The 26,348-nt window shown below is 68.1% G+C and carries 23 protein-coding genes; 10 read left to right on the top strand and 13 right to left on the bottom strand.

The genetic code is table 11. From position 1 onward, the window contains the following. Positions 1-45: 45 nt before the first annotated feature. The 3 genes from FHY50_RS13160 to FHY50_RS13150 form a co-directional block, all read right to left on the bottom strand. Positions 46-4,191 (bottom strand): translocation/assembly module TamB domain-containing protein, encoded by a 4,146-nt coding sequence (locus FHY50_RS13160; protein WP_180345156.1) that lies wholly within the window; start codon positions 4,189-4,191, stop codon positions 46-48. Continuing rightward, positions 4,188-6,119: an autotransporter assembly complex protein TamA gene (locus FHY50_RS13155; protein ID WP_140231376.1), complete on the bottom strand. Its 1,932-nt coding sequence runs from the start codon at positions 6,117-6,119 to the stop codon at positions 4,188-4,190. The genes FHY50_RS13160 and FHY50_RS13155 overlap by 4 nt, the downstream gene beginning before the upstream one ends. Positions 6,120-6,198: 79 nt before the next feature. Next, positions 6,199-6,411, bottom strand: a complete 213-nt coding sequence (locus FHY50_RS13150; protein WP_140231375.1) for a hypothetical protein — start codon at positions 6,409-6,411, stop codon at positions 6,199-6,201. Between the two features lie 157 nt (positions 6,412-6,568). Between FHY50_RS13150 and FHY50_RS13145 the strand changes: the two genes are divergently transcribed. Beyond that, a complete protein-coding gene (locus FHY50_RS13145) occupies positions 6,569-6,757 on the top strand; it encodes a hypothetical protein (RefSeq protein ID WP_140231374.1) in 189 nt (62 codons plus the stop codon). Between the two features lie 9 nt (positions 6,758-6,766). Here FHY50_RS13145 and FHY50_RS13140 read toward each other — a convergent pair whose 3' ends face one another. Then, positions 6,767-7,396 carry a S24 family peptidase gene (locus FHY50_RS13140; protein WP_140231373.1) on the bottom strand — a complete coding sequence of 210 codons (630 nt, stop codon included), beginning with the start codon at positions 7,394-7,396 and terminating at the stop codon, positions 6,767-6,769. 262 nt (positions 7,397-7,658) lie between these two features. Between FHY50_RS13140 and FHY50_RS13135 the strand changes: the two genes are divergently transcribed. Continuing rightward, entirely contained in the window at positions 7,659-7,973 is a 315-nt protein-coding gene (locus FHY50_RS13135) for a hypothetical protein (RefSeq protein WP_140231372.1), read from the top strand. Positions 7,974-7,978: 5 nt separating this feature from the next. Here the strand turns inward: FHY50_RS13135 and FHY50_RS13130 are convergent, their stop codons facing one another. From FHY50_RS13130 to FHY50_RS13120, 3 genes are all read right to left on the bottom strand, one after another. Next, positions 7,979-8,755, bottom strand: a complete 777-nt coding sequence (locus FHY50_RS13130; protein WP_140231371.1) for a hypothetical protein — start codon at positions 8,753-8,755, stop codon at positions 7,979-7,981. Beyond that, positions 8,725-9,969, bottom strand: coding sequence for a TIGR04063 family PEP-CTERM/XrtA system glycosyltransferase (locus FHY50_RS13125; RefSeq protein ID WP_140231370.1), 1,245 nt, complete (start codon positions 9,967-9,969; stop codon positions 8,725-8,727). The genes FHY50_RS13130 and FHY50_RS13125 overlap by 31 nt, the downstream gene beginning before the upstream one ends. A 78-nt stretch (positions 9,970-10,047) precedes the next feature. Beyond that, on the bottom strand, positions 10,048-11,103 hold the full coding sequence (locus FHY50_RS13120) for a winged helix-turn-helix domain-containing protein (RefSeq protein WP_166745448.1): 1,056 nt from the start codon (positions 11,101-11,103) through the stop codon (positions 10,048-10,050). Positions 11,104-11,262: 159 nt separating this feature from the next. On the opposite strand from FHY50_RS13120, the gene FHY50_RS14265 reads away from it, so the two are divergent. The 4 genes from FHY50_RS14265 to FHY50_RS13105 all read left to right on the top strand — a co-directional run bounded on the left by FHY50_RS14265 (position 11,263) and on the right by FHY50_RS13105 (position 15,576). Continuing rightward, entirely contained in the window at positions 11,263-11,421 is a 159-nt protein-coding gene (locus FHY50_RS14265; RefSeq protein WP_166745447.1) for a hypothetical protein, read from the top strand. After that, positions 11,414-12,778, top strand: a complete 1,365-nt coding sequence (locus FHY50_RS13115) for a putative O-glycosylation ligase, exosortase A system-associated (RefSeq protein ID WP_140231368.1) — start codon at positions 11,414-11,416, stop codon at positions 12,776-12,778. Before FHY50_RS14265 ends, FHY50_RS13115 begins: the two co-directional genes overlap by 8 nt. A 14-nt stretch (positions 12,779-12,792) precedes the next feature. Next, entirely contained in the window at positions 12,793-14,562 is a 1,770-nt protein-coding gene (locus tag FHY50_RS13110; protein WP_140231367.1) for an asparagine synthetase B family protein, read from the top strand. 570 nt (positions 14,563-15,132) lie between these two features. Further along, on the top strand, positions 15,133-15,576 hold the full coding sequence (locus tag FHY50_RS13105) for a hypothetical protein (protein WP_140231366.1): 444 nt from the start codon (positions 15,133-15,135) through the stop codon (positions 15,574-15,576). Between the two features lie 60 nt (positions 15,577-15,636). On the opposite strand, the gene FHY50_RS13100 is transcribed toward FHY50_RS13105, so the two are convergent. Continuing rightward, positions 15,637-16,569: a right-handed parallel beta-helix repeat-containing protein gene (locus FHY50_RS13100; protein ID WP_140231365.1), complete on the bottom strand. Its 933-nt coding sequence runs from the start codon at positions 16,567-16,569 to the stop codon at positions 15,637-15,639. A 118-nt stretch (positions 16,570-16,687) separates the two neighbouring features. Next, a complete protein-coding gene (locus tag FHY50_RS13095; protein ID WP_140231364.1) occupies positions 16,688-17,248 on the bottom strand; it encodes a type 1 glutamine amidotransferase domain-containing protein in 561 nt (186 codons plus the stop codon). 117 nt (positions 17,249-17,365) lie between these two features. Here FHY50_RS13095 and FHY50_RS13090 point away from each other — a divergent pair, with 117 nt between their 5' ends. The 3 genes from FHY50_RS13090 to FHY50_RS13080 are packed head-to-tail and all read left to right on the top strand — an operon-like array spanning position 17,366 to position 20,049. After that, positions 17,366-18,388, top strand: coding sequence for a DNA topoisomerase IB (locus FHY50_RS13090; protein WP_140231363.1), 1,023 nt, complete (start codon positions 17,366-17,368; stop codon positions 18,386-18,388). A gap of 10 nt (positions 18,389-18,398) precedes the next feature. Then, positions 18,399-19,610: a mechanosensitive ion channel family protein gene (locus FHY50_RS13085; RefSeq protein WP_140231362.1), complete on the top strand. Its 1,212-nt coding sequence runs from the start codon at positions 18,399-18,401 to the stop codon at positions 19,608-19,610. A 58-nt stretch (positions 19,611-19,668) separates the two neighbouring features. Then, positions 19,669-20,049 carry a VOC family protein gene (locus FHY50_RS13080; protein ID WP_140231361.1) on the top strand — a complete coding sequence of 127 codons (381 nt, stop codon included), beginning with the start codon at positions 19,669-19,671 and terminating at the stop codon, positions 20,047-20,049. A 1-nt stretch (position 20,050) separates the two neighbouring features. On the opposite strand, the gene FHY50_RS13075 is transcribed toward FHY50_RS13080, so the two are convergent. After that, positions 20,051-21,376, bottom strand: coding sequence for a dihydroorotase (locus tag FHY50_RS13075; protein WP_140231360.1), 1,326 nt, complete (start codon positions 21,374-21,376; stop codon positions 20,051-20,053). Between the two features lie 44 nt (positions 21,377-21,420). Here FHY50_RS13075 and ygfZ point away from each other — a divergent pair, with 44 nt between their 5' ends. Continuing rightward, the gene (ygfZ, locus tag FHY50_RS13070) at positions 21,421-22,158 is read left to right on the top strand and encodes a CAF17-like 4Fe-4S cluster assembly/insertion protein YgfZ (protein WP_140231359.1); all 738 of its coding nucleotides are present in this window, start codon (positions 21,421-21,423) and stop codon (positions 22,156-22,158) included. A 299-nt stretch (positions 22,159-22,457) separates the two neighbouring features. Here ygfZ and FHY50_RS13065 read toward each other — a convergent pair whose 3' ends face one another. From FHY50_RS13065 to FHY50_RS13055, 3 genes are all read right to left on the bottom strand, one after another. Then, positions 22,458-23,558, bottom strand: coding sequence for an OmpA family protein (locus FHY50_RS13065; RefSeq protein ID WP_140231358.1), 1,101 nt, complete (start codon positions 23,556-23,558; stop codon positions 22,458-22,460). 109 nt (positions 23,559-23,667) lie between these two features. Beyond that, positions 23,668-24,171, bottom strand: coding sequence for a DUF2793 domain-containing protein (locus FHY50_RS13060; protein ID WP_140231357.1), 504 nt, complete (start codon positions 24,169-24,171; stop codon positions 23,668-23,670). After that, complete coding sequence (locus tag FHY50_RS13055) at positions 24,168-26,348, bottom strand: GTA baseplate fiber-binding domain-containing protein (protein ID WP_140231356.1); 2,181 nt, start codon at positions 26,346-26,348, stop codon at positions 24,168-24,170. The genes FHY50_RS13060 and FHY50_RS13055 overlap by 4 nt, the downstream gene beginning before the upstream one ends.

Genomic DNA, 26,348 nt, shown 5'->3' with positions numbered 1-26,348 from the left:
AGCCAGTCGCTCCCCGCCAGTGGCGCGCGATCGCGGCGCGATCAATCAATAATCGCGTGATACCCGGATGTTGGCGCTTTGCCGCCCGATCGTCGAGATCGACGAGAGCAACGACAGCCAGCGGGTGAGCTGGAACTCGACGCGCGTCGCGGAATAGCCCTGACCGTCGGAGATGATCTCGACATAGGTCCGCCGCGTCAGATATTTGCCCGCGGCGATCGCGGTGCCCTGCCCGGTCTGCGGATCGGCAGGCAGGATGCGCAGGCGGTCGAGCCCGGCGGCGCGGCGCACCGCGTTGATCGGATTGAGCCCGTCGCCGCCGTCCTGCAGCGCGGCCACCGCCGCCGCCAGCTGCAGCGCCTCGGGGGCGGACAACTGCGTGATCGAGGTGCCGAACAGCAGTCGCGACAGCAGTTCGTCCTCGGGCAGCGCCGGAATGCTGGAAAAGCCGATCTCCGGCCTGAGCGCGGTGCCGGTGACGCGGATCGTCGCGTTGAGCCCCTGCGTGTCGGCATTGGCGGCGATGTCGAGCGACGGATTGGCGGGGACCGAGCCGTCGAAGCGGATCGCGCCGCGATCGAGATCGAAGGTGCGGCCGGCAAATTCATAATCGCCGCGGACCAGGTCGGCGCGGCCGGTGATCTTGGGATTGGTCGGCTCACCGCCAATCTGGATGTCAGTCGACCACTCGCTCGACAGGCCGAGCCCGGTCACGAACAGCCCGCCGGGGGCGCGTGCGCGCAGATCGAGCCGCCATGGTTCGACGGGAACGATGTCCTCTTCGTCATCCGGGCCGCGCTGGTTGACTTCGCGGATGTTGAGCCGCGGGATCGCGGCGGCGGTGACCGCCTGTCCCAGCCGATAGCGGCTGCGGTCGAGCCGGACGTCGCCGCCGATCGTGCCGCCATTGCCGTCCGAACGGATCGTGATCGGCCCGGTCACCGCCGCGCCGATATCGTCGCGGTTGATCATCACCGCGTTCCGCGCCTGAAGATTGAGGTCGATCGCGAAGCCCGACGCCGCCGACAGGTCGAACGCGCCCGAGCCGCTGACGCTGCCCTCGCGCCCGTCGCTGGCGGAGAACTCGTCGATCACCAGCCGCGATCCGTTGAAGCGGCCGCGCGTCTGGACATTGGTCAGCACCGTGCCGGTGACCGCGCTTTCGATGCGCGCGGTTTTCGACACGACGGTGCCGCGGATGCGCGGATCGGCGAGGCGACCGCCGACATCGGCGGCGATACCGACCGGCCCGGAAAGGTCGAACAGCTCGATCCCGGTCAACCGCCACAGCGTGTCGGCAGGGCCGTCATAGCGGACCTGTGCGAACAAGGGTGCATTCGCGATCCGCTGGAACAGCGCGCCCGGCCCGAGCGGTGCCATCCGCGCCTGCGCCCGGCCGATGATGCGGCCGTCACTGGCCACGACCGCGCGAAAGCCCGCGCGGCGGGCGTCGATCACCCCGGCGATGCCGAGATCGACGGGCCGCGACGAGAGCACCAGCCCCGCGCGGCTCAATCCACGCACGCGCATGTCGATGCGGCCATCTGGCACGCCGGCGCGGTCGGTATAGCTGAGCTTGCCGGTGGCGGCGCCGCTCAGCCCCGCGCCGGGCAGCAGGATGTCGAGCACCGCCAGCGGCAGGCGAGCGACGCTTGCCTCGACGCTGGTCTCGCCCGGACCGACCCGGCCGCCAAGCCGCGCGGTGCCGCCCGCAAAGCTGAGATCGACCGGCGCGAGCCGCCAGCCATCACCATCGCGGCTGACCACCGCGGCCTCGTCGAGCGCGAGCGGGCGCTGATCGACGCTGCCCTTGAGCTGGATGCGGAACTGGTCGGGGCTAACACGCGTGACGCTTTGCAGGTCGAACGCCCGGCCGCGCTGGCCCGAGAAGGAAGCGGTGATCTCACCCACGCCGTCGGTCAGCTTCGCGCTGGCGGCGAGTCTGCCGATCGTGAGCCCCGATGCGCGCAGCCCGCGCGCGGCGACGGTGGCTTCGAGCGTCGTCCCACCGGGATCGAGCAGCGTCGCAAAGGCAAGGCTCGCGCGGCGCACCGTCACCCCCGCCAGCGCTGCGGCGCGTGCGTCGATGTCGCCTTCGATCCGCTGGACACCATTTACCGGCACGAAGCGCAGCATGCCCGACAACCCGCCGCCATCGATGTCGAGCCGTCCGTCGAAACCGCCGGGGACGATCGCAAGCTGGCCGGTGGCGCGCGTGCCGCTGACGCGCAGCTCCTCGAAGATGACCGTTGCGCTGCCGCCGCGCGGCAGATCGATGCGCCCGCGCGCGGTGAACGGCCCGAGCCGCGAGCCGCCTTGCGCCGTGAACGCATAGCCCGCCGGCGTCGGATCGAGGTGCGCGGTGACGCCGGCCAAGCCCAGCGTCGCTTGCGGGCTGGCGAAGGTCAGATCGAGCACCGGGCGGTCGATGCGACCGTCCAGGCGAACAGTAACCGGGCCGTAGGTCGCCTGCTCGCCGCTGCCTTCGAAGAAGAAACTGCCATCGGTGCGGCGATACCCGTTGCCGCGCAGCGTGAGGTCGGGCGAGGTCAGCACCAGGTCGCGGAAATAGAGCACCCGGTCGGGACCGCGCTCCAGCCGCGCGACAATGCGGGGCAATCCCCCGGTCAGCGATCGGAAGAACGCGTTGTCGAGCCGCACCATCTGCGCCACGCCGGTGCCCACCACGCGGGTGCCGCGGCCACCGGGGCCGGGCATCACCGTCAGCCGCGACTGGACGTCGACGATGCCGAGGCCGGGGATCAGATAGCGGTTGAGCCCGCCGTTCAGGCTGACTTCGTAGCGGCCATTGGTGAGGTCGAGCATCAGCATGATGCGCCCGTCGAGCTTGTCCGAGCGCAGCCGCAGGTCGTCGCCGAGCACCAATGTCGGCGTGACACGCAGGTTTCCGGATACCGACAGGTTCTGGAGGATGCCGCCCGCGACGTCGCCGACGCCGGTGACGCGGCGCGCGGTAAAGGCGACCGGCACCGTCACCGGCGCCTTCGACAGTCGCCCGCGCCCGGCGGCGCGCGCGCCTTCGAACCCGGTCGCATCGAAGGCGAAGCGGTCGGCGGTGATGCGATAGTCGAAGCGCGCCGTGGCGAACGCGCCGTCGAGAATCGCGCGCAGCTCGACATTGCGTCCGGTCATGTTGGGGAACAGTGCGGGCGGGCGGAGCAGCCGCGCGCGGGTGCGCAGGTTGCGAAAGGCACTCCGCGCCAGGTCGATCTCGCCAGTCGTCTCGATATCGAGCGACGGCGTGCGCAGCGACGCGTTGCCGTCGAGGCGGCGGTCGGCGAGCGTGGCGGCGGCGTTGACCAGGATGCGCGGGCTGGTCAGCCGCTGCAGCCGACCGCGCAACAGGCTTTGCGGCGCGACCGTCCCGCCCAGCGTGTAGCGCCCGGCTTCGTTGCCGAGCGCAAGGTCGATCAGGCGTTCGTCGCCCGCATCCGCCTGCACGCGGCCCTGCCAGCGCGACCAGCGGCCGTCGCCCGCGATGGTCAGCGACAGCGGGCGGGCAATCCCGGTCAGCTTCGCCAATACGCCGTCGGCGCGCCCGCGTGCCCGCGCGCGCAGGTCGAAGCGGTCGCGGTCGGGCTGTGCGTCGAGGTCGATCCGCACGAAATCGCTGCCCTCGACCAACGCGGCCAGGTCGACCATCGCCCGGCCGCCGCGAATATCGGCGCGGGCGACGAGGCGCCCGGTGCGCGGCCGGCCGGTGACGGCGGCGGCAAGGTCGAGGCGATCGACGCGCAATTCGCCGATGGCGATGTCGAAACCGGGCAGGATCGGGCCGGTGCGGCCCGTCGGCGTGAGTTCGGGCAATTTGGCGAGCGTCGCGCGCGGTACGATCAGGCGGCGGATCGCCAGGGTGTTGGCGCTCCATGCGAAGGGGTTCCAGTCGAGTTCGGCTTGCGGCGCCTGGAACACCAAGCCGTTGCGATCGAACAGGCGGACTTCGATCAGCCGCGCCTTGCCGAACAGCGATCCCTCGATCCGGCCGACGCGGTAGCGCAGGCCGTTGGCGGGTTCGAGCGCGGCGATGCGGTCGGCGACGAAGCGATGGCCGAGCGGGCTGTCGAGCAGGACCAGCGCCAGCGCGCACAACCCGGCGAGCAGCGCCAGCGTGCCAGCGATGCGGCGCGGCCAGGGACTGCGACGCTTCGGCTGCTGGACGTCGTCGCTCAAAACGCCTGGCCCAGCGAGACATAGACCGCGATGCGCGAATCGCCCGGCTGCGGGTTGAGCGGGGTGCCGACATCGACGCGGATCGGGCCGAAATTGGAATAGTACCGCACCCCGACGCCGGCGCCGTAGCGGAAGTCCGAGAAGCGCGGCAGCGTCGAGGTATAGATGTTGCCGCCGTCGAAGAACGGCACGATCCCGAAATTGCCGAACGCCTTGACCCGCGCCTCGAGCGAAAATTCGCTGAGCGAGCGCCCGCCTACGGGCTCGTTATTGGGATCGCGCGGACCGATCGACTGGAAGCCGTAGCCGCGTACCGATGCGCCGCCGCCCGCATAAAAGCGCCGCGACGGCGCGATCGCGTCGCGGGGCGCGCCGAGGATCGAGCCGAGCCGCACGCGTCCGGCCAGCACGACGCGGTCATTGACCGGCTGATAGGCACTGGCGTCGAGCTGGATGCGCGAATAGCCGAAGGTCTGGCCGCTGAGCGACACTTCGGGCGAGAAGCGCCCGCCGAGACGGAAGCCGGTGGTCGGGTTGAGCAGGTCGTCCGAGCCGTCATAGTTGAGCGACGTTGGCAGCGCGCCGATAAAATAGGTCCGCCGCCGCGCCTCGCCGGTGTCGAGGATCACGTCGCGCTCGTCGGTGGCGACGAGCTCGGCACCGAGCGACCAGGTCCAGGTCTTTTGAAAGAAGATGTTGGTCTGGCGTTCGAGCGCGCCGGACAGGCTGATCGTGTCCGCCTCGAAGGCGTCGCGTTCGAGATGCGCGGCCGATGCCTGAAGCGTCAGGACGCGATCGCGATCCTGGAAATTGTTGCGGCGCAGCACCAGGCTGCCGAGCTGTTCGCGTGTGCCGAGCACGCCGCGCACGGTGAACGCGCCCTCGGGCGGGAACAGGTTGCGGTGCGTCCAGCTGACTTCCGCGCGCGCGCCCTCGCCGGTGCCGTAGCCCAATTCGCCCGCGATCGTGCGCGGCGGCGCGGGTTCGAGTGCCACTTGCAGATCGACGGTGCCGGGTGCCTGCCCCTCCACCGGAACGATATCGACCGACGAGACCAGCCCGGTCTGGATGACCGCGCGGCGCAGATCCTCGACCTCGGCGGCGTCGTAGAGCTGGCCGGGTTCGAAGCGGGCAATGTCCTGGACGTGGTCGCCGTCGAACACCCGGTCGGTCGTCGTGACGATGCGGCCGAAGCGGCGCTGCGCCCCCGGATCGACGGCAATGCCGATGGTCGCGGTCTGGGTGGCATGATCGATGACGATCTCCGGCTCGGCGACCCTGGCGAACGGAAAACCCTCGCTGCCGATCGCGGTGCGCAGGCGTTCGTCGGCGGCGGCGATCGCGTCGGCATTGGCCGGGGCCTCGGGCTCGAGCGCGAACGCCTCGCGCAGTTCGTCGGTCTTGTCGCCCGCGCCCTCGATCCCGGCGAGATCGATCGAGTTGAGGCGATAGACCGGCCCCGGACGCACGACCAGCGTGACGAGGAACTCGCCCGCCTGCGGCTCGACCTGCGGGCGGATGCGCGCGTCGTAATAGCCCTCGGCGCGCAGGATCTGATTGAGCAGTTCGACGTCCTCGCGCGCGCGGCGGTTGATCTGCGCGGCGTTGGCGGGATCGTCGTCATTGGCCTTCAGCGTCGAGGCGGCGTCGAAGCGCTGGCGCATCAGGTCGGTCCAGATGGCATCGAGCCCCTCGATCCGCCAGCTGTAGCGCGCTTCGGCGGCGATGTCGGTGGTCGCGTCGGTAGCAGCGGCCTCCTCGCCCGGCTGCAGCGCGAGATCCGGCCAGGCGACCCCGATATCGGCGTCGGCATCGAGCGGGGTGCCGGGATCGAGGCTAGTGTCCTGCGCGAGCGCGGGCGGCGCTGCCAGCAGGGTGCAACCGACGGCGGCCAGAACACAAGAACGCCGACGCGTGCGCGAAACCATGCGGCTTAGTAGCGCGGGCGGGGGCGGCGCGACAATGGCGCAAAATGCGTGGCGGGCGGCAGATCGCCGGGCACGCCGCTCAGTGCAGCGTACCGGTCGCCATATCATCGCCGAGCACGAGGATCAGCCGTTCGATCGAACGCCAGCGGCAGAAATGGACATGGTTGCCGAGATCGCGGCTGCGATTGGCACGGATCGCGGCTTCGAGCCCGGCCTCCGCGCCGAAGCGGAGCATCAGGTCGGCGGCGTCGGCGACCGCGCCGCGATCGGGGAGGTAGATGGTCTTGTCCATGCCGCCACCCCCACTCAAGCCGCGTGCCACGATTGGAACTGCCGCGGCTGGGGCGCGGCGCGAGGGTTGACGCGCGTTCACCACGCCGCCGCAAGCGTATCGCCCGGCCCGATGCGGGACACTGGCGTCCGGCATCGGGACATGGCAGAGCGGCGCGATGACCGGTCCCGCCACCAAATCCCCCGGCCCCAAAGCGGGCGGCGCATTCGTCGCGATCGCGATGCTGGTCGGCACCGGCATCGGCGTTGCGCTCGGCCAGCCATCGGCGGGGTTCGTGGTCGGCACTGCGATCGGGGCGCTGATCGCGCTGCTGATCTGGGCAGCCGACCAGCGCCGGGCTGGCTGACCGCGCCGTTCAGTCGGGTTCGCGCGAGAGCCAGCGGACGCGGCCGATCAATGCGACCGTGCCGGGATCGAACCGACCCGGATCGGGTGCGCAGGGATTGTCGCTGGTGACGTGCCAGACGCCGTCAGCCAGCGCGACCCGCTTGACCATCAGCGCGTCGTCGATGCGCAGCACGTAGAGCCGCGGCGCGGCGGTAACGCGGCGATCGGCGGAATCGACCAGGATGGTGTCGCCGTCGGCCAGCGTCGGCGCCATCGAATCGCCTTCGACCACGATCATCGAGGCGGCGGCGGGGGCAACGCCGAGCTGTTCGAGCAAGGCGCTGGGCAGCGGCTGCGCGACGCGGCGCGCGGCGGCATCGACCAGCCTGCCCCGCCCCGCCGACGCGCCGATCGCGAGCAATGGCACATGCGTGACTGCGCCGCGCGGCCGACCACCGAGCACGGTTTCGTCGATGCCGAGATAGTCGGCGAGCAACGCCCGGTCCGCCTCCGCCAGCAGCCGCGGCGATCCGCGGGTGACATATTGCTGGAGATACGCGGCGTTGCGGCGAAGCAGGTCGCGCGACAGCGCCGCTAGGCTAAGCCCGCGTTCGCGCACCAAATCGGCGAGAATGCAGCGTTGTTCGAGACTGTCCACACGCAATCCCTAGCCGCAGGAAAAATCCTAGACAAGTAGGATTTCAAGGAACAGAAGAGGAACATAACGAGTCGCGACAGGAGGCGGTGTGGATGGATTTGCGGTGGAAGGTGGAACGCTACCTTCGGGAACAGGATATGTCGGCGAGCGCGTTCGGGCGGCGGGCGATGGCCGATCCGCGCTTCGTCCACGATCTGCGGCGTGGCCGCGAGCCGCGCCCGCGCACGGTCCGGCGAATCGAATCGTTCCTGGCCGAGCAACGATGATGCGCGAGCCCGATGCCGGGCGGCTGGTCGAGCGCGCGCTGGTCCGCGCGGCGGCACAGGCGGGGATCGTGCTGGACGTCATCACCGCCGACGCCGAACCTTGGGCCAGCGTGACGTTCAGCGGCGCGCGGCACACGCTGCGGGTCGAGACCGCGTCAGGCGAGCGAATCGCGCGCTGGCTGGATGCGCTGCCCGACCTCGATCTCCCGGTGGCGGGGCATCTGATCGCCGACGCTGTGGTAGTAACGCGGCACGATGACGGCGTCCGGGTCGAGGCGGAGCTGGAATTGCTGAGCGTCGCGGACCGATGAGCGGATCAGGCGCCGACCGCGTGGCGCAGCGAATCGAGCGCGGCGTGGATCTGCGGCGGCGCGGGGCTGCGGCGGCGGCGTTCGACGCCGCGTTCGAGCCGGGCGAGCAGCGCGTGGATGGTGGCTTCGGTCTCCGGTCCGGCGATCGGGGCCTCGGCCGCGGGCTCGATATCGACCGGCGGCGCGGCGAGAACCGGCGCCGGACGCCGCGCCGGAGTGAGCTCGAACGTCTCGATGCGCTCGCCGGCATCGAGCCGCGCCGGACGATCGGCCGTCAGCGGGATCGGGCGGACCGCGCCGGGATCGAACGCGGCGAGCGGAGTATCGAGATCGGCGGGAAGGGCGATTTCGTCGTCGCCCGGCTCGGCAGCGAATGCCGCGAGATCCGCAGCGAACGGATCGCCGAGATCGCGCGCCGCGCGCACCGGAGCCCGCGCGGGGGCATCGGGATGGGCATCGGCGCGGCGGATCGAGGGAAGCTCCGCGACATCGTCTGTGTCAAGATCGGGCGTGCGCCGGACACCGAAGCCGAGCTGGACCAGCGCCCATCCCAGCGCGCCGAACCCGCATGCCGCGACGAACAGCAGCGCCGCCCGTGCGGTGAGGCCGAGCGGCGCCGCCGCGGCAGGGAGCACGGCGGGAAGCCCGCTGGCCATCACCAGCGCCTCGAGCGTTTCGGCCGGCGCGATCGCGATCGCCAGCAGGACGAGCCCGGCGACGACGGCGGCGGCGAGCTGCGCCACCGAGAGGTTCATGCTTTGGCGGGAGGCGAACGCGACCATGAAGGTTCCAATGCAGTGGCAGTGATCAGCCGTTGATAGACCGGAGCGTAGCGCGAAATATTTGACGACCAGTTACGCTCTGCCTCGACGAAACGGCGCGCGCGGGTGCGCCGCGCTTCCCAGCCCGAGCGGTCTTCGAACAGAGCGGCCAGTGCCGCGGCGATCGCCGGCGGATCGTCGGGGGCGAACAGGCTGCCGGTGTCGCCATCGCGGATCAGCTCGCGGTGACCGCCGACGTCGGAGGCGGCGACCAGGCGGCGCTGCGCCATCGCCTCGATCGGCTTCAACGGCGTGACGAGATCGGTCAGGCGCATATGCTTGCGCGGATAAGCGAGCACGTCGATGACGCTGTACCAGCGATCGACCTGATCGTGCGGCACGCGGCCGATGAAGGCGATGCGCTCGGCGACCGGCGAGGCGGCAGCCTGCGCGCGCAGCGCGGCTTCCATCGGACCGCCGCCGACCAGGATGAGCTTTGCGGCAGGGCGGCGCGCGACCAGCGCGGGCATCGCGGCGATGAGGTCGTCGAGGCCTTCATAGTCGTAGAAGCTGCCGATGAAGCCGATGGTGTCGGCGCCCTCCAGACCGTGATCGCGCACGAGCGCCGGGTCCGGCGGCAGCGGATCGCCGAACACGTTCAGATCGACGCCGTTGGGCGAGAGCATGATATGGTCGGGGGCGATGCCGCGCGCGACCAGATCGTCCTTTAGCCCCTGGCAGATCACCGCGACCGCATCGGCCCGGCGCACAGCGTGCGTTTCGGCCATGCGGGTGAGGCGATAGCGGGCCGAGCCTTCGCGGCCGGTGCCGTTGCCGACCGCGGCATCTTCCCAGAAGGCACGGATTTCGTAAAGCAGCGGCACGCCGGTGACGGCACGCGCGCGTAGTGCTGCCAGCGCGTTCAGAACCGGCGAATGCGCGTGGAGGATATCGGGGCGGAAGTCGCGCGCAACCTCGGCGATGCGGTGGGCGAAGGCGGCAATCTCAAGCAGTTCGCCGATTACCGGCGGACCCTTGCGCGGGGGGACGGTGCGAAAGAAGTCGAGACCGTCGATCGTCTCGCGGCTCAGGTCGGCGTTGCCGGGATGGCGCGGACCGGTGACGCCGGCGATGTCCCAGCCGCGCGCGACCTGCGCCTTCAAAATCGCGCGGGTGCGAAACGTATAGCCGGAGTGCAGCGGCAGGCTGTGGTCGAGGATGTGCAGGATCCGCATCCCCGGCGATTTGGCATGGCGGTGGTTAAGGCGGGGTCAATGGTAAGGGCTGGGGTGACCTCTTTCGCCCGTTGCGGATCATGATGTCGAAGTGGTGGTCTTCCAGCGTTCGGCCGCCAGCATCGCCGCGACGATGCAAGCGCTGAACAAGCCGCCTTCGAGCGCGGCGGTGACGGCATGGCTGATCGGGCCGAAGCCGGTTTCGCCGAACACCGCGCCGATCGCGTCGAGGCGCAGGCGCGACGCGGGGAAGCGGCTCGCCAGCAGCGCGAGGCTGCCGCCCATCAGGCGTCCGCCGAGCAGCGCGAGCGACAGGCCGGCAAGCGCGCCGATCGCTGCGGCGGATGCCACGGCGTGCGCCAGCGAGCGGCGATGGGTCGCAGCCAGCCAGCTGCCCATGCCGACCGCAGCGCCGAGCACCACGCCTTCGCCCGCGCCGGTGATGTCTCCGGGCGACTGGCCGAGCAGCAGGTCGAACGCGTCGGTCCCGACCAGCTTGACGCCCGCGCCGACGACCAAGCCGCCCAGCGCGCCGCCGACGATGCGCAGCCAGCGCTGGCCCGGCCGCCACGCGCTGGCCGCGGCGATCCCGAACGCGACCCCTGCCCCGCCGACCAGCGCCAGCACGACCGTGATCGCGAGTAACACGGCCAACATCGATAGCGCGCCGGTGCCGGGCTGCAGCGGCTGGGCAGTGCTGGCGAAGCCGTAGAACAACCCCCCGAGAATTCCGGCAGCGCCGGCGCCAAGCGCTCCCGCCGCGCCGAGCAGCGCAAACTCCTGCCCGCTCGTGCCCGACGCCGCTTGTGCGTGCTCGTCCGGCTCGACCGGGACGATGAAGCGATAGCCATGCTTGGGCACGGTTTCGATGAAGCGCGGGCGGGCGGCGTCGTCGCCGAGCACGCGGCGCAGCGCGCGGATGCACTGCGTCAGCGCTTCGTCGGTGACGGGCACGCCGTGCCACACCTGTTCGAGGAAGCGGTCCTTGGTCACGAGCTGGCCCGGATGCCGCGCCAGCAGCGCCAGCGCATCGAGATAGCGCGCATTCAGCTCGACCGGTTCGCCGTCGCGCAGCAAGCGCCGCTCGTCCGGATCGAGCGTGAAGCGATCGAACCGCACCCTGCCCTGCGTCATCGCCGCATCCATGTTCCGCCGTGCCGCATCCCGGCCCTGCGTCGCGCAAGCGGGCGCGCAAGGCAATCGCAAAGACGCCGCGATGCGCGCGAGGCTTAACGCCCCATCAACCGCGCCGTGCGATAGGCTTCGCTTCATTCGGGGACGCACGCGCGCGACATGATCGACAATTTCTCGATATTGCTGACGCACGGGCTGATGCTGATCGCCGCCTGGCGGCTGCTGGCGCGCGGCGATCTCGACGACGATGCCGCATCGCCGAGCGCGGAGAAGCGCAGCTGGCGCAAGGCGAAGGCGGAGCCGCGCAGCGATGCGTGACCTGTTCTTCGTCGCATTCCTGATCGCGATGTTCGCCGCCGCCTTCAAGCGGCCGTTCCTGCTGATCCTGGTCTATGCTTATATCGACATCGTCAGCCCGCAGCGGATGAGCTATTACCTGCTCAACTCCGTGCCGATCTCGCTGATCGCGGTGGCGGCGGCGGTGCTCAGCTGGGCGGCGGTCGACGACAAACGCGACGTGCGGCTGGCGTGGCGGCAATTGCTGCTGCTGGCGCTGCTCGGCTGGTGTGCGTTCACCACCGGGCGCGCCGATTTCCCGATCGAGGCGGCGGAGAAATGGGGATGGGCGTGGAAATCGCTGGCTTTCGCGATCTTCCTGCCGCTGACGCTGCGCACCAAATTGCGCTTCGAGGCGATATTGCTGTTCATTATCCTGTCGCTAGGCACGATCGTGATCGTCGGCGGGCTCAAGACGGTGTTCTCGGGCGGCGCGGGCTATGGCGAACTGAACCTGATCGTCGACAATAATTCGGGATTGTTCGAAAGCTCGATCATCTCGGCAGTGTCGGTCGGGGTGATCCCGATCATCCTGTGGCTGATGCGGCACGGCACCGTGTTTCCGCCCGACTGGCGGGTGAAGACGTTCGGATACTGCCTGATCTTCGCCTGCCTGCTGATGCCGATCGGGACGTCGGCGCGCACCGGCCTGGTCTGCGTTGCCGTGCTCGGCGTCCTCATGCTGCGCGACGTCAAGCGGCGCCTGCCGTACCTTATCGGGATCGCGGCGGTCGGGCTGGTAGCGCTGCCGTTCCTGCCATCGACCTTCACCGACCGCATGTCGACGATCAAGTCGTACCAGGCCGATGCCAGCGCCTCGACCCGGCTGGCGGTGTGGAAATGGACGCTCGATTATGTGCAGGAGCATCCGCTGGGCGGCGGCTTCGACGCCTATCGCGCCAACAAGATCGCATATAACAAGGTCGAGGTGACCGGCGAAGGCGCAAACCAGACTGTCACCTTCTCGCCCGAGGTCGATGCCGGGCGCGCCTATCACAGCGCCTATTTCGAGATGCTGGGCGAGCAGGGCTGGATCGGCCTCGCGCTGTGGCTGATGATCCATTTCGGGGGCGTATTCCGCATGGAGCTGATCCGCCGGCGCTATGCGAACGCGCCGCCCGACGAGGCATGGATCGCGCCGCTGGCGAGCGCGCTGCAGCACACGCACCTCATAATCCTGATCGGCGCGCTGTTCGTCGGGATCGCGCTCAATCCGTTTCCGTACATGCTGGTCGGCGTGCAGATCGGGTTCGACACCTATGTGACACGGCGGCGCAAGGCGGCGGGGTTCGTGCCGATCGGGCGGGCGCGCAAGCCTGCTGCCGCGCATCCGGCATGAGGGCAAGGTAACGCATGGCCTCATTGTTCCTCGTCCACGACGCCGATCCCGACTTCGCCGATCGGGCCGTCGCGACCGCGCGCGCGCAGTATGCGCTGCACGGCTTTACCGCGATGACCGAGCACCGCGTCGGACGCTGGCGCGTGCTCACCGCCCCCTATATCTGCGGCGGGCCGGAACTGGTGCTGGCCGAGGGCGCGGATTTCGTCGCGGTCGCGGGAACGATCACCGTCGACGGGCGGATGGGGTTGCCTGCGCTGCAGGCGTTGCTGCGCGAGGCGAGCCTGCCGCATCTGGCATGGGACCGGATCGGCGGGCAGTTCGTCGCGCTGGTGGTGCGCGAGGGCCGCGCGTTCGTGTTCACCGACTGGTTCGGCGCGTTCGAGCTCTACCATGATGCCGAGCGGCGCATCTTCTCGACCTCGCTGCTCGCCGCCGCCAAGTGCCTGCCGCGCGTCTCGTTCGATGCGCAGGGAGTGTACGAATTCGCGTTCAACGTGATGCCGGTCGGCGAGGATACGGTGTTCGCTCAGCTCAAGACGCTTGGGCCGGACAGGATCGTCGAGCTGACCGACACCGGCACGATCGACCATGCGATCGACAAGCCGCTGCCGCGCGACTTCCTGGACGCACCGGTCGCCGATCGGATCGAGCGGCAAAAGGGGCTGCTGCGCGATATCCTCAGCCCGCACACACGCAGCTTCGGCGATGCGATCAACTGTCCGCTGTCGGGCGGGATCGATTCGCGGCTGGTACTGGCGGCGCTGCGGGCGGAGGGGGTGCAGCCGCACGTCTATGTCTATGGCCCCGTCGAGGGCAGCGACGTGGTGCTCGCTAAGGGCATCGGTGAGCGGCTGGGGTTCGACGTCGAATGGATCACCAAGGGGCGGCCGCGGCCGACCCCCGATGAATTCGCGGCGCAGGTCGAACGCAATTTCCACGAATTCGATGGCCTGCCGACCTATGGCAACATCTTCGACGAGGGCGGCTATGCCGGCGCGCGCGACCGGCGACACGCGGGCGGGCGGCTGGCGGTATCGGGCGGCGCGGGCGAGATCTATCGCGACTTCTTCTACCTCGCCGACCGGAGGTTCACCCCGGCGGATATCGCGCGGACGTTCTTCGGGCGATTCGTGGCGAGCGACGCGACCGAATTGTTCGACGGCGAAGGCTTCATCGCCGCGGTGGGGGCCAAGATCGCGCGCGCGATCGGGTTGCCGTCCGCCGATGCCAAAGCCACCCGCGCCGAGATCGAGACGGTCTATCCGCGCGTCCGCGCCCGCGCGCTGTTCGGGCGCGAGATCAGCCTGGAGGCGCGCCACGGCGCGTATCTGATGCCGTTCCTCGACCACCGCGTGGTGGCGGACGCGATGACGCTGCCGATGGCGCTCAAACGGGCGGGCAAGTTCGAGGCGGCGCTACTGACCGCGATCGAGCCCGCGCTGGCGCGGCAGCCTTCGGATTACGGGCACCACTTCGCGCAAGCCCCATCGCGTGCTCACCGCTTCAAGGAATGGTCGACCCGCATCCGCCCGGTGTGGCTGCGCCAGCAAAGCTACGCGATCCAGCGCCGCCTGCGCCCGATGGGGGACGAGCATGGGGGATTGCTGGAGCCCGAATTTATGGGCCGGGTGATCGACCTGGAGTTCCCGGCGATGCGGCGGTTCTTCCGGGTCGAGGCGATCGGGGACAGCGGGCTGTGGCGGCGGGTGGCGTGTCTGGAATATCTGGCGAAGAAGTTGCGGGTGAGGGATGGTGGGGGAGGCACGCAACCATTTGTCTAAGCTGGTTACCGAGCGGGCAGATGTGCGTCCTTGAGCAGTCGGCGCGCAAACGCACGCTTATCAAGCGGGTTGTGACGACCGCCGAATGCTGCCATCATTTTAGATATGTTGGGTAATCGCCTTTGGACTATTGTAGCTGCAATAGCGTTGGGCTGGCCTTGGAATGCATCGCATTCGTTCGATGGTCCCACATCGCCGACGGTCGGGCAATCGCAAGAGACGCGCGCCGGTCGGACGAAAAATCGGGGCCGGGAAGACGACTCGTCGATAGCCGCAGAAGAAGAAGAAATAATTGTCACTGGCGAGCGCCCTCTCGATCCCGATTTCAGGCTCAGGGCTCCGGCCGTCGTCAGTCCTGTAAGTAGAAGGCTTGCGGCGGAGGCATACAGATTCGTCCGCTGTACCAAGTTGCCGAGCAACAGGCTACTTCGATTGGCTATCGACGACCCGCCCAACAGTCCTACAAGCTGGTGGGGGCTCGACCGGATTATTCGGACTCATCAAGGATGTTATTCGGCGTTGCCGCACCCGCCCCTTCGGGAATCTCCGTACTACGGAGATTGTAATCCCATGCTGGTCCAGAATTCGGGCAGTACTTGCCGCTCGACATATGACCGCGGCGCGCTGATCGAAGCAGTGTTGGCGAATTATGCGCCCGACGTCGTGCTGACGCACAAGGATGTGCTTGATCCCGAAGTTCGGCGGCGTTTCCTTGCCCGAGAGAGACGCCTTGGCCAGAATCGTAAAGCCACCGACCGCAAGTTCGCGCGTGTCGCAGGATGTTTCGTCCTGTTGGAGCCGGAACGTGCCTCTCGCCTCGTTCTGTCAGACCCCGGCTCGGATGAGGAAAGCCAACTCCGCGGCCAAATTATCAATCGTGGCAAGCCGTGCGTCAATAACGCCAAAAGGGTGATCGTCGATCCGGCTCAATTCCGCGTCTACATTGCTGGCGCCGTGTATGGCTGGATAGCAGCAGTCCGCAATGTCGATAGCTTGGTACCCGAAGCAGGGTGAATAAAGCACCTTTGCTGTCAGTCACCTGTCACTATTGCCGCTCGCTTTGCATTTCGGCCTTCACCGGTCCTCATACACCGTAATCCGCTCCGCCAGCGCGTTGTCGCGCACCGTCACCTTGTCGTCCGACCAGTTACCCACGAACGTCGTGCGATATTCGAAGCCCGGCGCTAGCGTGGCGGTGTTGCCTTCGATGACCATGCCGGCGCTGCTGTGCTCGACGCCTTCGGGCGCGACCGTGATCAGCGTCGAATAGTTGATCTTGTTCGGCCCCTGGACGAAGGTGTTGTCGGCGATGCGCCCGGTCGAGCCGTTGGGCATGTCGATCAGGTAATTGGTGTCCTGCCCCTTGCTGTCGTCGAAGCTCGATCCGGTGACGATCGTCCTGGCGGCGCGGCTTTTGAGATAATGCCCGCCGGTGCCGCGTTCGAAGCGTGAGGCGGTGACGCGGACCGATCCGTAGCGGCCGATATAGACGGCGTGCGCGCCGTTGCCGGTCGGATCCTTGCCCAGCCCGGCGAAGGACGAATGGTCGATCTCGATCGAACTTGCCGGATCGGCTCCGGCGAGGATACCCGACTGGCTGTCGAGGAACATCGCGTTGCTGACCACCAGATTGCCCTGTTCCATGCGGATGCCCGCGCCGTTGCCGTCGGGCACGCGGATGTTGCTGAAGATCAGGCCATCGACCTTCGATCCCTGCCCGCGCAGCACCAGCACCGCCTTGCCCTCGCACACGCCGCCGTCGAAGATCGCGGTGCCGGGCTGGGCGGCGACGAAACTGACGCGGCCCTCGGTCTGCACCGCGCAGTCGCGATAGGTGCCGGGGGCAATGCGGATCGTGCCGCTACCGCCGCCGATCGCGTTCACAGCATCGGCGAGGCTGGAATAGCCGCGCCCCTGCTCGACCACCGTGAAGGGGGCCGCAGTGCCTTGTGTCTGGGCGGGAACGGCGACGATGGCGAGCGCAATGGCAGGAATGGCGAGGCGCATGAACAGCTCCGGGCAAACGAAAGGGCGCGGAGACCGTGGCTCCGCGCCCTTGTGCTTAGTGGGGAAACCCTAGCGAGCGGTTACTGCCATTTCGGCGTTTGCCAGAATGACGAAAGGGTTAGTCCGCCGTTTCGGCCATCGCTTCGGTGAGCGCTGTGATCATCGCCTTGTTGAATGCCGGGATGTCGTCGGGCTTGCGGCTGGTGATGAGGTTGCCGTCGACGACGACCTCTTCATCGACCACGTCGGCACCGGCGTTGGTCAGGTCGGTGCGCACCGATGGCCAGCTGGTGACGCGGCGACCGTCGACGACGTCGGCCTCGACCAGCAGCCACGGCGCGTGGCAGATCGCCGCGACCACCTTGCTGTCGTCCATGAACTCCTCGACGATGTCGACCGCGCGTTCCTGCATCCGCATCTTGTCGGGATTGCCGACGCCGCCGGGGAGCAGCAGGCCGTCGAAATCCTCGGTATCGACATCGTCGATCGTCATGTCCGGGGTGATCGTGTCGGCAGGCTCGCTATCGTTCTTCACCCCCTGGATCGGATCGGTCCTGATCGAGGCCAGCGTCACCTGCACCCCGGCGTCGAGCAGCGCCTGGCGCGGTTTGAACAGCTCGTCATTCTCGAACCCGTCGGTGGCGAGGATGAGCACGCGCGTCGAGGACAGATCGGCCATGGGGAAACTCCTTGATACTGGGGAAGCAATAGCGCGGTAACCATCGCGCCGGGGCGGCGGTTCCGGAACGAAAGCGGCTTGCGGACATTCCTTGAGCCACACCGAAGGAAAACCACGTTGGCCGCCAAGATCCATTTCGTCGAATGCACCGGACCCGGCATCACGCGGCGCAAGGTACGCGGCGGCTGGGGGTATTGGAACGCCAGGGGGGAGCGCATCACCGACCGCGACGAGATCGACCGGCTCAATGCGATCGGCCTGCCGCCCGCCTATACCGAGGCGTGGTTCTGCCCGACCGGCGGCGGCCACATCCAGGCGATCGGCTATGACGACAAGGGACGACGACAATATCGCTATCACCCGCAGTTCCGCGAGGCGCAGGAAGCGGCGAAATACGATCTGTGCGCGGCGTTCGGCAATCGCCTCCCCGCGCTGCGCAAGGCGGTCGAGCGCGACCTGCGCAAGCGATCGCTGAGCAAGGAACGCGCGGTCGCTGCCGTCGTGCGGCTGCTAGACCTCGGCCATGTTCGCATCGGCAATGAGGGCTATGCCAAGGCGAACAAGAGCTTCGGCGCGACGACGCTGCGCAAGCGCCACGCCAAGCTGGGCGGATCGACGCTCAAATTGCAGTATACCGCCAAGTCGGGCAAACTGCGCGTGCTGACGATCACCGACCGGTCTTTGATCGGGTTCGTGCGCAAATGCCAGGACCTGCCGGGGCAGCATCTGTTCCGCTGGCTCGACGATGCCGGAGAGGCGCATGCGGTGACGTCGAGCGACGTCAACGACTATATCCATGCGGCGATGGGCGATGATTTCACCGCCAAGCATTTCCGCACCTGGGGCGCGAGTGCGATCGCGTTCGAGACGCTGGTTACGGCCCAGGCGCCGATCGGGCTCAAGGCGATGCTCGAGCCGGTCACGCAGGCGCTGGGCAATACGCCGGCGATCGCGCGCAAATCCTATGTCCATCCACAGCTGGTGGACCTGGCCAAGGACAAGGCGGCGCAGGCCGCGTTCGTACAGGGGTTGAAGCTGCCGCGTACGGCGCGGTATCTGACCCGTGCCGAACGCGGGCTGATCGCCTTTCTCGAACGCGATGCCGCGCGGCCCGAGCCCCATCCTGCCAAAGCAGCCTGACGAGAATTTCATGAGCAATGCCGCCGCGGCCAACGCCGCCGCCCCGCCGACCGCCCCGGCCTGGTCCCCCGATCGCTTTCAGGAACAGGTGGGCGAACTGGTCGCCACATCGCTGGCCTGGATCCAGTCAAACTGGCTGCAACTGGCGATCGCCGCCGTGATCGCGGTGCTGATCGTCGGCGCGCTCCACTGGGTGCGCAACTGGGCGACGCATCGCAACGAAACCAAGCCGGATTCGACCGGATGGGCAGCGATCCTGCGACGCGCGGCGGCGAAGACCGGCAATTTCTTCATCATCATGGTCGCGATCAAGCTGGTCGAGGGCTATGCCTATGCGCCGGAATTGCTGACCAGCACGGTCAATTTCCTGTTCACCATCGCCGCGGTGTTCCAGGCCGCGATCTGGGCGCGCGAGATCATCCTGGGGATGGTCGAGGCGCGCACGCAGGGCGACCATCATGGCGAGGCGCTTGGCAGTGCGATGGGAATCATCCGCCTGCTGGTGACGTTCGCGCTGTTCGCGATCGCGTTGATCGTGGTGCTCGACAATCTTGGGGTCAACGTCACCGGGTTGGTCGCCGGGCTGGGCGTCGGCGGCATCGCCATCGGCCTCGCCGCACAGGGCATCTTCGCCGACCTGTTCGCAGCGCTCTCCATCATCTTCGACAAGCCGTTTCGCCGCGGCGACAGCATCAACTACGACCAGACCTTTGGCAGCATCGAGGCGATCGGCCTCAAATCGACGCGGATCCGCGCCTTTACCGGCGAGGAGCGGATCATCTCGAACAAGAATTTGCTCGAAAAGGAGATCCTCAACAACACGCGGCGCGACCATCGCCGCCACAAATGGACGATCGGCGTCATCTATCAGACGCCGCCGGCCACCTGCGCCGCGATCCCCGGCATTCTCAAGGACATCGTCGAGGCCAACCAGGGCATCTTCATCCGCGCCGGCTTCGTCAATTTCGGCGCGTCGAGCCTGGATTTCGAGATCGAGTTCGACACCGCGGGTCCCGACTATGCGACCTTCTACGACGTCCGCACGGCGATCGGCATCGCCATCCTCCAGCGCTTCAACGACGACGGCATCGAGATCGCCTATCCGACCCAGACGACCTTCACCGCCGCGCCGGATGGTACGCTGGTGATGCCCTATGCGAGCGTCCAGCCGGTCCAGGACGTCGGGCATTCCGGAGGCGAAGAAGCGCCGGCTCGCGGCTGACCGGTCGGCACGCTTTGGTGCTCGGTGCGTTACGTCCGAGGCACAAGGGAGAAAACCGATGCTCACGGACCGCAATTCCAGCGCGATCGTCGCGGTCAAGGACGTTGATCGTGCCCGGACCTTCTACCGCGATACGCTCGGGCTCGCCATCGTGGCCGACACCGAAGGCGTATTGACGTTGCGGACGGGTACGACGTTCCTCAACGTGTACCGCAGCGACGAGGCTGGCACCAATTGCGCCAACGCGGTCGTGTGGGATTGCGGCGAAGCGTTCGATGCGATCGTTGCCGAACTCAAGTCGAGAGGCGTCGCCTTCGAGGATTATGGCACGATGGACGGAATGAAGTTCGACGGCGATGCCTATCGGACCGACGGGTTCGCCGCGGCATGGTTCAAGGATCCCGACGGGAACATCCTGCACATCAACAGCGGGATGTAGGTCAGCGAAACTCCGTCGCTTCGAACCGGATCGGCTCGCCGGTCGCGGCTTCGGCCAATTCGTCCTCCCACATCACCCGCTTGCCGCGGATGATCGTGCCGATCGGCTTGCCGGTCAGCGCCATCCCTTCGAACGGCGACCAGCCGCTGCGCGAGGCGAGCCAGTCGCTGGTCACCGTCCAGCGCCGCTGGCGATCGACGATGGAAAAGTCGGCGTCATAACCGATCGCGATCCGCCCCTTGCCGACGATCCCGAAGATGCGCTGCGCCCCCGCGCTCGTCAGGTCGATCAGCCTTGCGATCGTCAGCCGCCCGGCCGCGACATGATCGAGCAGCAGCGGCAGGAGCGTCTGCACGCCGGGCATGCCGCTCGGCGACGCCGGATAGCGCTTCGCCTTCTCGCCCAGCGTATGCGGCGCATGGTCCGAACCGATCACGTCGGGAACGCCCTGCCCCAGCCAGTGCCACAACCCGTCGCGGTGCGCGCCCGACCGGATCGGCGGGTTCATCTGCGCATGGCTTCCCAGCCGCGGATAAGCGTCCTCCCCGGCCAGTGTCAGGTGCTGCGGCGTCACTTCGCATGTCGCGATGTCCTTGTGCGCGGCGAGCAGCGCCAGTTCGGCAGGAGTCGAGACGTGCAGCACATGAATGCGCCGCCGCGCCGTTCGCGCCAGCCCCAGAATGCGCTTGGTCGCGATCATCGCACTTTCGTCGTCGCGCCACACCGGGTGCGACGCGGCGTCGCCGTCGATCCGGTGCGTCGCGGCGCGCGCGTTCATCCGATCCTCGTCCTCGGCATGGATCGCCACGCGGCGCGTGCCCGACGCCAGCACCGCCAGCAGCGCATCGTCCTTGTCGACCAGCAGGTTACCGGTCGACGACCCCATGAAGATCTTGACCCCCGCCGTCCCCGGCAACCGCTCGAGCCTACCTAGTTCGTGCGCATTGGCGGCAGTCGCGCCGACATAAAAGGCGTGGTCGCACCACATCCGCCCCTTGGCCCGCGACAGCTTGTCGGCGATCGCGGCTTCGCTGTCGGTGTTGGGATTGGTGTTCGGCATTTCGAACACCCCGGTCACACCGCCGAGCACCGCGGCACGGCTGCCGCTCTCGAGGTCTTCCTTATGCTCGAGCCCGGGCTCGCGGAAATGGACCTGGCTGTCGATCACGCCCGGCAGGATGTCGAGTCCGGTGCATTCGATCGTCTCGGCGGCATCGTGCGTGCCGCCAATCGCCGCGATCCGGCCATTCTCGATCAGCACATCGACTTCCGCCGTTCCGCCGGGAAGGTGGACCGTCCCCCCGGTCAACAAGGTATCGCCGTTCATCGCCGCCTCTTTCGCTGGTTCCAGCTACCCCCTACCTTCTCAGGATGACCGAAACCAGCACCTGGCTCGCGGACCGCGCCCTGATCCGCGTGGCCGGCCCCGAAGCGCGCGATTTCCTGCAAGGGCTGCTGACGCAGGACGTCGTCGCCGTGCGGCCCGGCAGCCCGCGATGGGCAGGTCTGATGACACCGCAAGGCAAAGCGCTGTTCGACTTCGTGCTGTGGGACGACGAAAGGGACGGCGGCCAAGCATTGCTCATCGATTGCGAAGCGGATCAGGCCGACGCGTTGGTACGGCGCCTCGCACTCTACCGGTTGCGGCGCCCGGTCACCATCGAGCGCGTCGCCGGCGGCGTCCACTGGTCGCGCGATCCGGCCCGCGGCGTGCCCGATCCGCGCCTCGCCGAGTTGGGCAATCGCTGGCTCGGCGACGGCGACGGCGAGGATGCGTCCGCGGCATGGCGGGCGAACCGGCTGTCGCGCGGCGTCACCGAGGGGATCGCCGAACTGGGCTCCGGCGAAACGCTGTGGCTGGAAGCCAATGCGCGCGAGCTGAACGGCGTCAGCTTCGCCAAAGGCTGCTATGTCGGACAGGAAAACACCGCCCGCATGCATCACCGCGCCAAGGTAAACCGTCGCTTGGTCGTCGCGCCGATCGGCGACGCAGGCGCGCGAACCCGGATTCGCTATCCCGAACTTGGCATGATGGTAGAGCTGCGCCGTATCGACGCGCTGGACGATGCGATCGTTGCGGATTGGATGCGCGCCGCGCTGATCGACTAACGGCTCCACGAGTGCGGCATTTCGAACGCCGCGTAAGAGCTTCGCTTGGCAGGGCGACGCAATCGCCGGCGCAAACCCTGCCGCTTTGACGAACGCCTGCATGTCGCGGCCAGACGGCCAGCGGGGCGAGCCTCTGCACGCTTGCATCGAACCGATCGTGGCAAGGTGACGACCCGACCTCGGTCCCTAACGTACCGCCGCGGCCGGGTGCTCGCGGCACCCATACGCAGTCGCTACAAATACAAGAGGGGGCCGGTTGCCCGACCCCCTCGAATACGCTGTCCCGATATTCGGGTAGATTACATTCCGGCGCCAGGACCGTACGTGATTTCCACGCGGCGGTTCTGGAGTTCGCGGACGCCATCGGCAGTGTCGACGCGCGGACGGCCTTCGCCGAACGCTTCCGACGAGATGACGCCGTCTGGGATGCCACGCGACGACAGATAGCCACGGGTGGCATCTGCACGGCGCTGCGACAGACCGACGTTGTAGTCCGCAGGGCCCGACTTGTCGGCGTGACCAGCCAGCATGACCTGCGCGTTACCGCAGCTCTGATAGGCCGAAACCGCGTTGTCGAGAATGCCGGCTGCCTCAGGCGTGATGTCCGACTTATCCCACTCGAAGAACACGATATACGGTCCAGGAGTGCAAACCACTTCCGGCGGCGGAGGCGGCGGAGGCGGCGGGGGAGGCGGAGGAGGAGGCGGCGGTGGTGGCGGCGGCGGAGGCGTCGGCGCACCGAAGTTGAAGATCAGGCCACCCAGAAGGCTGTGCGACCGGAACCGCGACTCGAGCAGGTCGCCCGTCGCTGCCACGACCTTGACGTCGTCGGCATTGAAGAAGCGATACTTGAGCGAGACGTCCACATTTTCGCTGAGCGGAGCGCGGATACCCGCAATCGCCTGCCAAGCGAAAACCGTGTCGCTGTCGTCGATCAGAACGACCGGCGAGATGCCGTATTCGTCGTACTTCACGCGGGCCACACCGGCGCCACCGCCAACAAAGCCCTGAACGCCGTCGTCGGCGCCGAAATCGAGCAGACCGTTCAGCATGAAGCTGAGCGCCGATGCCTTGCCGAATGCGCGATCGTCATAGACGCCGGCAGGAATGCCGCCGAGCGCGACCGTGGTGCGATGCTCGTCGACGGTTGCGCGGCGATAGCCGACTTCCGCCTCGACGCGGAACGCGCCGAAGTCGTAACCGGCGATGCCATCGACATCCCAGCCATAGTTGGAGTCCGTCGAATTAACGACAGTTTCGGTGCCATCGAGCTTGAAATCGATGTCTTCGACGATCATCGCGCCGCCTTCGACGCCCACATACCACGCATTGTCGCGGGCGAGGGCGGGAGTGGCGAGCGCGGTGGAGGCAAGTGCCATTGCAACGGCAAGCTTCCGCATCATAGTCCCCTTTCTTCGTTGTCACTACGGACAGCGCAAACTCACTACTTCGTCGTTGGTTTCCGCGCAAGCGAAACAAATTGCAGGACTGTTGCCTCAAGGGCACAGATCAGCCGCTTTCCACCAGTCCGTGCGACGCCAGGCGGTCGATGATTCCGGCGATCGCGGCGCGCGCTTCCGCGTCGATAACGGCGCCGCCATCGGGGATCGGTACGCTTGCCGATCGTGCGCCTACGACCTGTTGTCCCGCGATCCGGATCGCGCCGGCAGTGACGATGCCGATCGTCCAGCCGCCATCGATACGGTCGGCCCACACCCCGTCCGCGCGCGACCAGACGCGCATCCCCTGCTGCGGCGCAACATAGCGCCAGCCACCCTCGGTCCAGGTCGCCAGCTGCCCGTCGCGACCGCCCCACGCTCCGGTTGTGCCGTCGCCCACGATCCAGCTCTGTCCGGGCTCCACCTCGGCAGGTGGCGCGAGTACGCCGATCGCTTCGACGCTGGCGTGCAGCATCATGTCGATCCGCATCAGCGCTTCGTTGTGCGTCGTCTCTTTCTGCGCCTGGCCCGCGTGCAGCAGCGGCAACGCCCAGCGGCTGGTGGTCTCGCTCATCCTTGATCTCCCGATAGCGCTCCGAGCGCGAACATATTGGCAGGGGACGGGCCGTGCGTGCCGACCTGGCGCAGCGCGACCAGCGTCTGCGCCGCAGCCTGTTGCGGATCGAGCGTCAGCTGCGGCGCTTCGGTGTCGATCTCCGCTGCCGGCGATCCCGGCACGGTCACGGCAATGCGATAGCGTTCGCGCTCTTCGCCGATCGGCGCATCGACGCCATCGCTCCAGCGCCATCCGATCCGGCTGCGCCGTACCCAGCGCAGCGTCGCCGATCCGTCCCCATGGCGCTCGATCGAGGGATGGACCGGCGCCAGCGGCAGCAGGGATCGACCATCGATCGCCACGATCGCCTCGGCCGCGCCGACGCCGTCGCCGATGCCGCTGGCCGCCACGCGCAGTTGCTGCCCGATCGCAGCAGTGGAGACCGGCAGCGTCAGCACACGCTGCGGTTCGATCAGCACGAAGCGCTCGCCCGCGGCATGCGCCGCGATCTCGCGCTCGCTCCCGCGCCGCCCGCGCCACAACCGCGTCAGCCGCCATCGCGTCGGCGTCATCGCCTCGACCGTGCCGAACTGGATCAGCTCGCGCCCGACCAGCGCCAGATTGGCGCCCTGGTCGATCCGCACCGCGTCGGCGCCGGCAAGCTGCATCCCGGGATGCGCCAGCTCGACCTCGATCGCATGGACGTGATCCTCGATCATCGCCGATGCCGCACCCGGCGGCGCCAATACCGTGCCGATCACGGCGGCACCGCGCGTCGCGCCGATCGCTTGCCAGCTCGCGCCCGAATCGCTGCTCAGGATCAGCGCCGCCCGTCGCCAGCCTTGCCCTTCCCCCGCCGCCGCGATCGCGATCGTCGGGGCGCTCGCGGCTTCGGTTCCAACCGGTGCCAATTCGAACGCCTCGATGCGGGTCGGACCGTGGACCGCATCGCGCGGCGCGACGAAGCTGCCCGATGCCGCTGCCGCCGCTGCGCTCGGCGCGCGGGTCAGCCGCGACAGCTCCAGCGTCACTGCCATCGTCTCCAGCGCGAAGCGGCGCACCCGCCATTGCCCCTCCTCCCCCGCGATCGTCACCCGATCGCCCGGACGCACGTCCAGCGCCGCGTTTCCGGGCAGCAGCGTGCGTCGCTCGCGATCGCGATCGGCACGCGCCATCGTCGCCTCGGCGATAGCCTTGGCCGCGCTGGCAGATACCACGGCGGGCAGGTCGATCGCCTCGCTGCGCGATCCGGCACCCGGGCGCGTCGCCCGCTGCACCCCTGCCTGATAATCGCGCGCGGCGTCGTAATGGCGCACCGTGACGATCCGCGGCGCGCGGTCGGCTGGCTCGATCGCCCGAGCGCGCACCGCATGCGCGCCGCCAATCCCGGCATCGCCGACGTCGCGGCTTGCCCCCTCGCCGGCGCACAGCACCAACCCCGCCGCCTCCGGCGCGAACCAGCCGCCGCTCGCTTCGGCCAGCGCCTCGAATACCGCGCGCTGCGAACCGCCATGCGCGGAAAATCCGCCGAGCGGCAGCACCGCGCCTTGGCTACCCACCGCGCCGCCCGACAACTCGGCGACGATCGCGCCGGCGTCGATCGCGCCCGTGTCCGCCTCGACTTCGAAGGTCAGCGACGGAATGCGGTTGGCATAGTCGGCCAGCGCCAGATCCTCGAACACCGCATAGGCACAGCCGCGCTGCGCCGGTACCGCGCCGATCCCGTGCGCCGCGGCGATCAGCGGGTCGGGTGGCTGGTCCTCGCCGCCGTTATGCAGCCGAAAGCTGCACGCGCTCTTGAAATCTCCCGCCGCGCCGCGCAGAAGCTTGCCGTCGGCCCAGATCCGCCCGACCCCGCGGATCGCCCGTGCCGAGAGCAGCACGGCGAACGATACCGAATAGCTGTAGCGCACGCTGTCCGGCGCGCCCTTGCCGCCCTCGTCCTCGGTTTCGGTCTCGATCAGGTCGGTCGACCAGATCACCGTGCCTGCGACGCGCATCGTCCCGAACAGCTTCGGGATCGGCGTGCCGTAGGACGAGGTCTGCACCGCCAATTCGGTGAGCCGCGGCCCCTGCCGTGCGGGCGGCGCGAACAGCACCCCCCGATCGACGCTCTGCCCGATCAGCCCGCCGATCGCCGCGCCGACCGGGCCGCCGACGATCCCGCCGACCGCGGTCAATACCTGCGTCGCCAT

Source organism: Sphingomonas japonica, from assembly GCF_006346325.1.
In the GTDB taxonomy this organism is placed as follows: Bacteria; Pseudomonadota; Alphaproteobacteria; order Sphingomonadales; family Sphingomonadaceae; genus Sphingomonas; species Sphingomonas japonica.
The sequence above is the reverse complement of the archived record's forward strand: the minus strand, read 5'-3'. Positions and strand labels throughout refer to the sequence as shown.

Coding starts and splice junctions, on each gene's coding strand:
- FHY50_RS13155 (WP_140231376.1), bottom strand. CDS start 6,119: ATGGTTTCGCGCACGCGTCGGCGTTCTTGTGTTCTGGCCGCCGTCGGT.
- FHY50_RS13150 (WP_140231375.1), bottom strand. CDS start 6,411: ATGGACAAGACCATCTACCTCCCCGATCGCGGCGCGGTCGCCGACGCC.
- FHY50_RS13145 (WP_140231374.1), top strand. CDS start 6,569: ATGACCGGTCCCGCCACCAAATCCCCCGGCCCCAAAGCGGGCGGCGCA.
- FHY50_RS13135 (WP_140231372.1), top strand. CDS start 7,659: ATGATGCGCGAGCCCGATGCCGGGCGGCTGGTCGAGCGCGCGCTGGTC.
- FHY50_RS13130 (WP_140231371.1), bottom strand. CDS start 8,755: ATGGTCGCGTTCGCCTCCCGCCAAAGCATGAACCTCTCGGTGGCGCAG.
- FHY50_RS13125 (WP_140231370.1), bottom strand. CDS start 9,969: ATGCGGATCCTGCACATCCTCGACCACAGCCTGCCGCTGCACTCCGGC.
- FHY50_RS13120 (WP_166745448.1), bottom strand. CDS start 11,103: ATGACGCAGGGCAGGGTGCGGTTCGATCGCTTCACGCTCGATCCGGAC.
- FHY50_RS14265 (WP_166745447.1), top strand. CDS start 11,263: ATGATCGACAATTTCTCGATATTGCTGACGCACGGGCTGATGCTGATC.
- FHY50_RS13115 (WP_140231368.1), top strand. CDS start 11,414: ATGCGTGACCTGTTCTTCGTCGCATTCCTGATCGCGATGTTCGCCGCC.
- FHY50_RS13110 (WP_140231367.1), top strand. CDS start 12,793: ATGGCCTCATTGTTCCTCGTCCACGACGCCGATCCCGACTTCGCCGAT.
- FHY50_RS13105 (WP_140231366.1), top strand. CDS start 15,133: ATGCTGGTCCAGAATTCGGGCAGTACTTGCCGCTCGACATATGACCGC.
- FHY50_RS13100 (WP_140231365.1), bottom strand. CDS start 16,569: ATGCGCCTCGCCATTCCTGCCATTGCGCTCGCCATCGTCGCCGTTCCC.
- FHY50_RS13095 (WP_140231364.1), bottom strand. CDS start 17,248: ATGGCCGATCTGTCCTCGACGCGCGTGCTCATCCTCGCCACCGACGGG.
- FHY50_RS13085 (WP_140231362.1), top strand. CDS start 18,399: ATGAGCAATGCCGCCGCGGCCAACGCCGCCGCCCCGCCGACCGCCCCG.
- FHY50_RS13080 (WP_140231361.1), top strand. CDS start 19,669: ATGCTCACGGACCGCAATTCCAGCGCGATCGTCGCGGTCAAGGACGTT.
- FHY50_RS13075 (WP_140231360.1), bottom strand. CDS start 21,376: ATGAACGGCGATACCTTGTTGACCGGGGGGACGGTCCACCTTCCCGGC.
- ygfZ (WP_140231359.1), top strand. CDS start 21,421: ATGACCGAAACCAGCACCTGGCTCGCGGACCGCGCCCTGATCCGCGTG.
- FHY50_RS13065 (WP_140231358.1), bottom strand. CDS start 23,558: ATGCGGAAGCTTGCCGTTGCAATGGCACTTGCCTCCACCGCGCTCGCC.
- FHY50_RS13060 (WP_140231357.1), bottom strand. CDS start 24,171: ATGAGCGAGACCACCAGCCGCTGGGCGTTGCCGCTGCTGCACGCGGGC.
- FHY50_RS13055 (WP_140231356.1), bottom strand. CDS start 26,348: ATGGCGACGCAGGTATTGACCGCGGTCGGCGGGATCGTCGGCGGCCCG.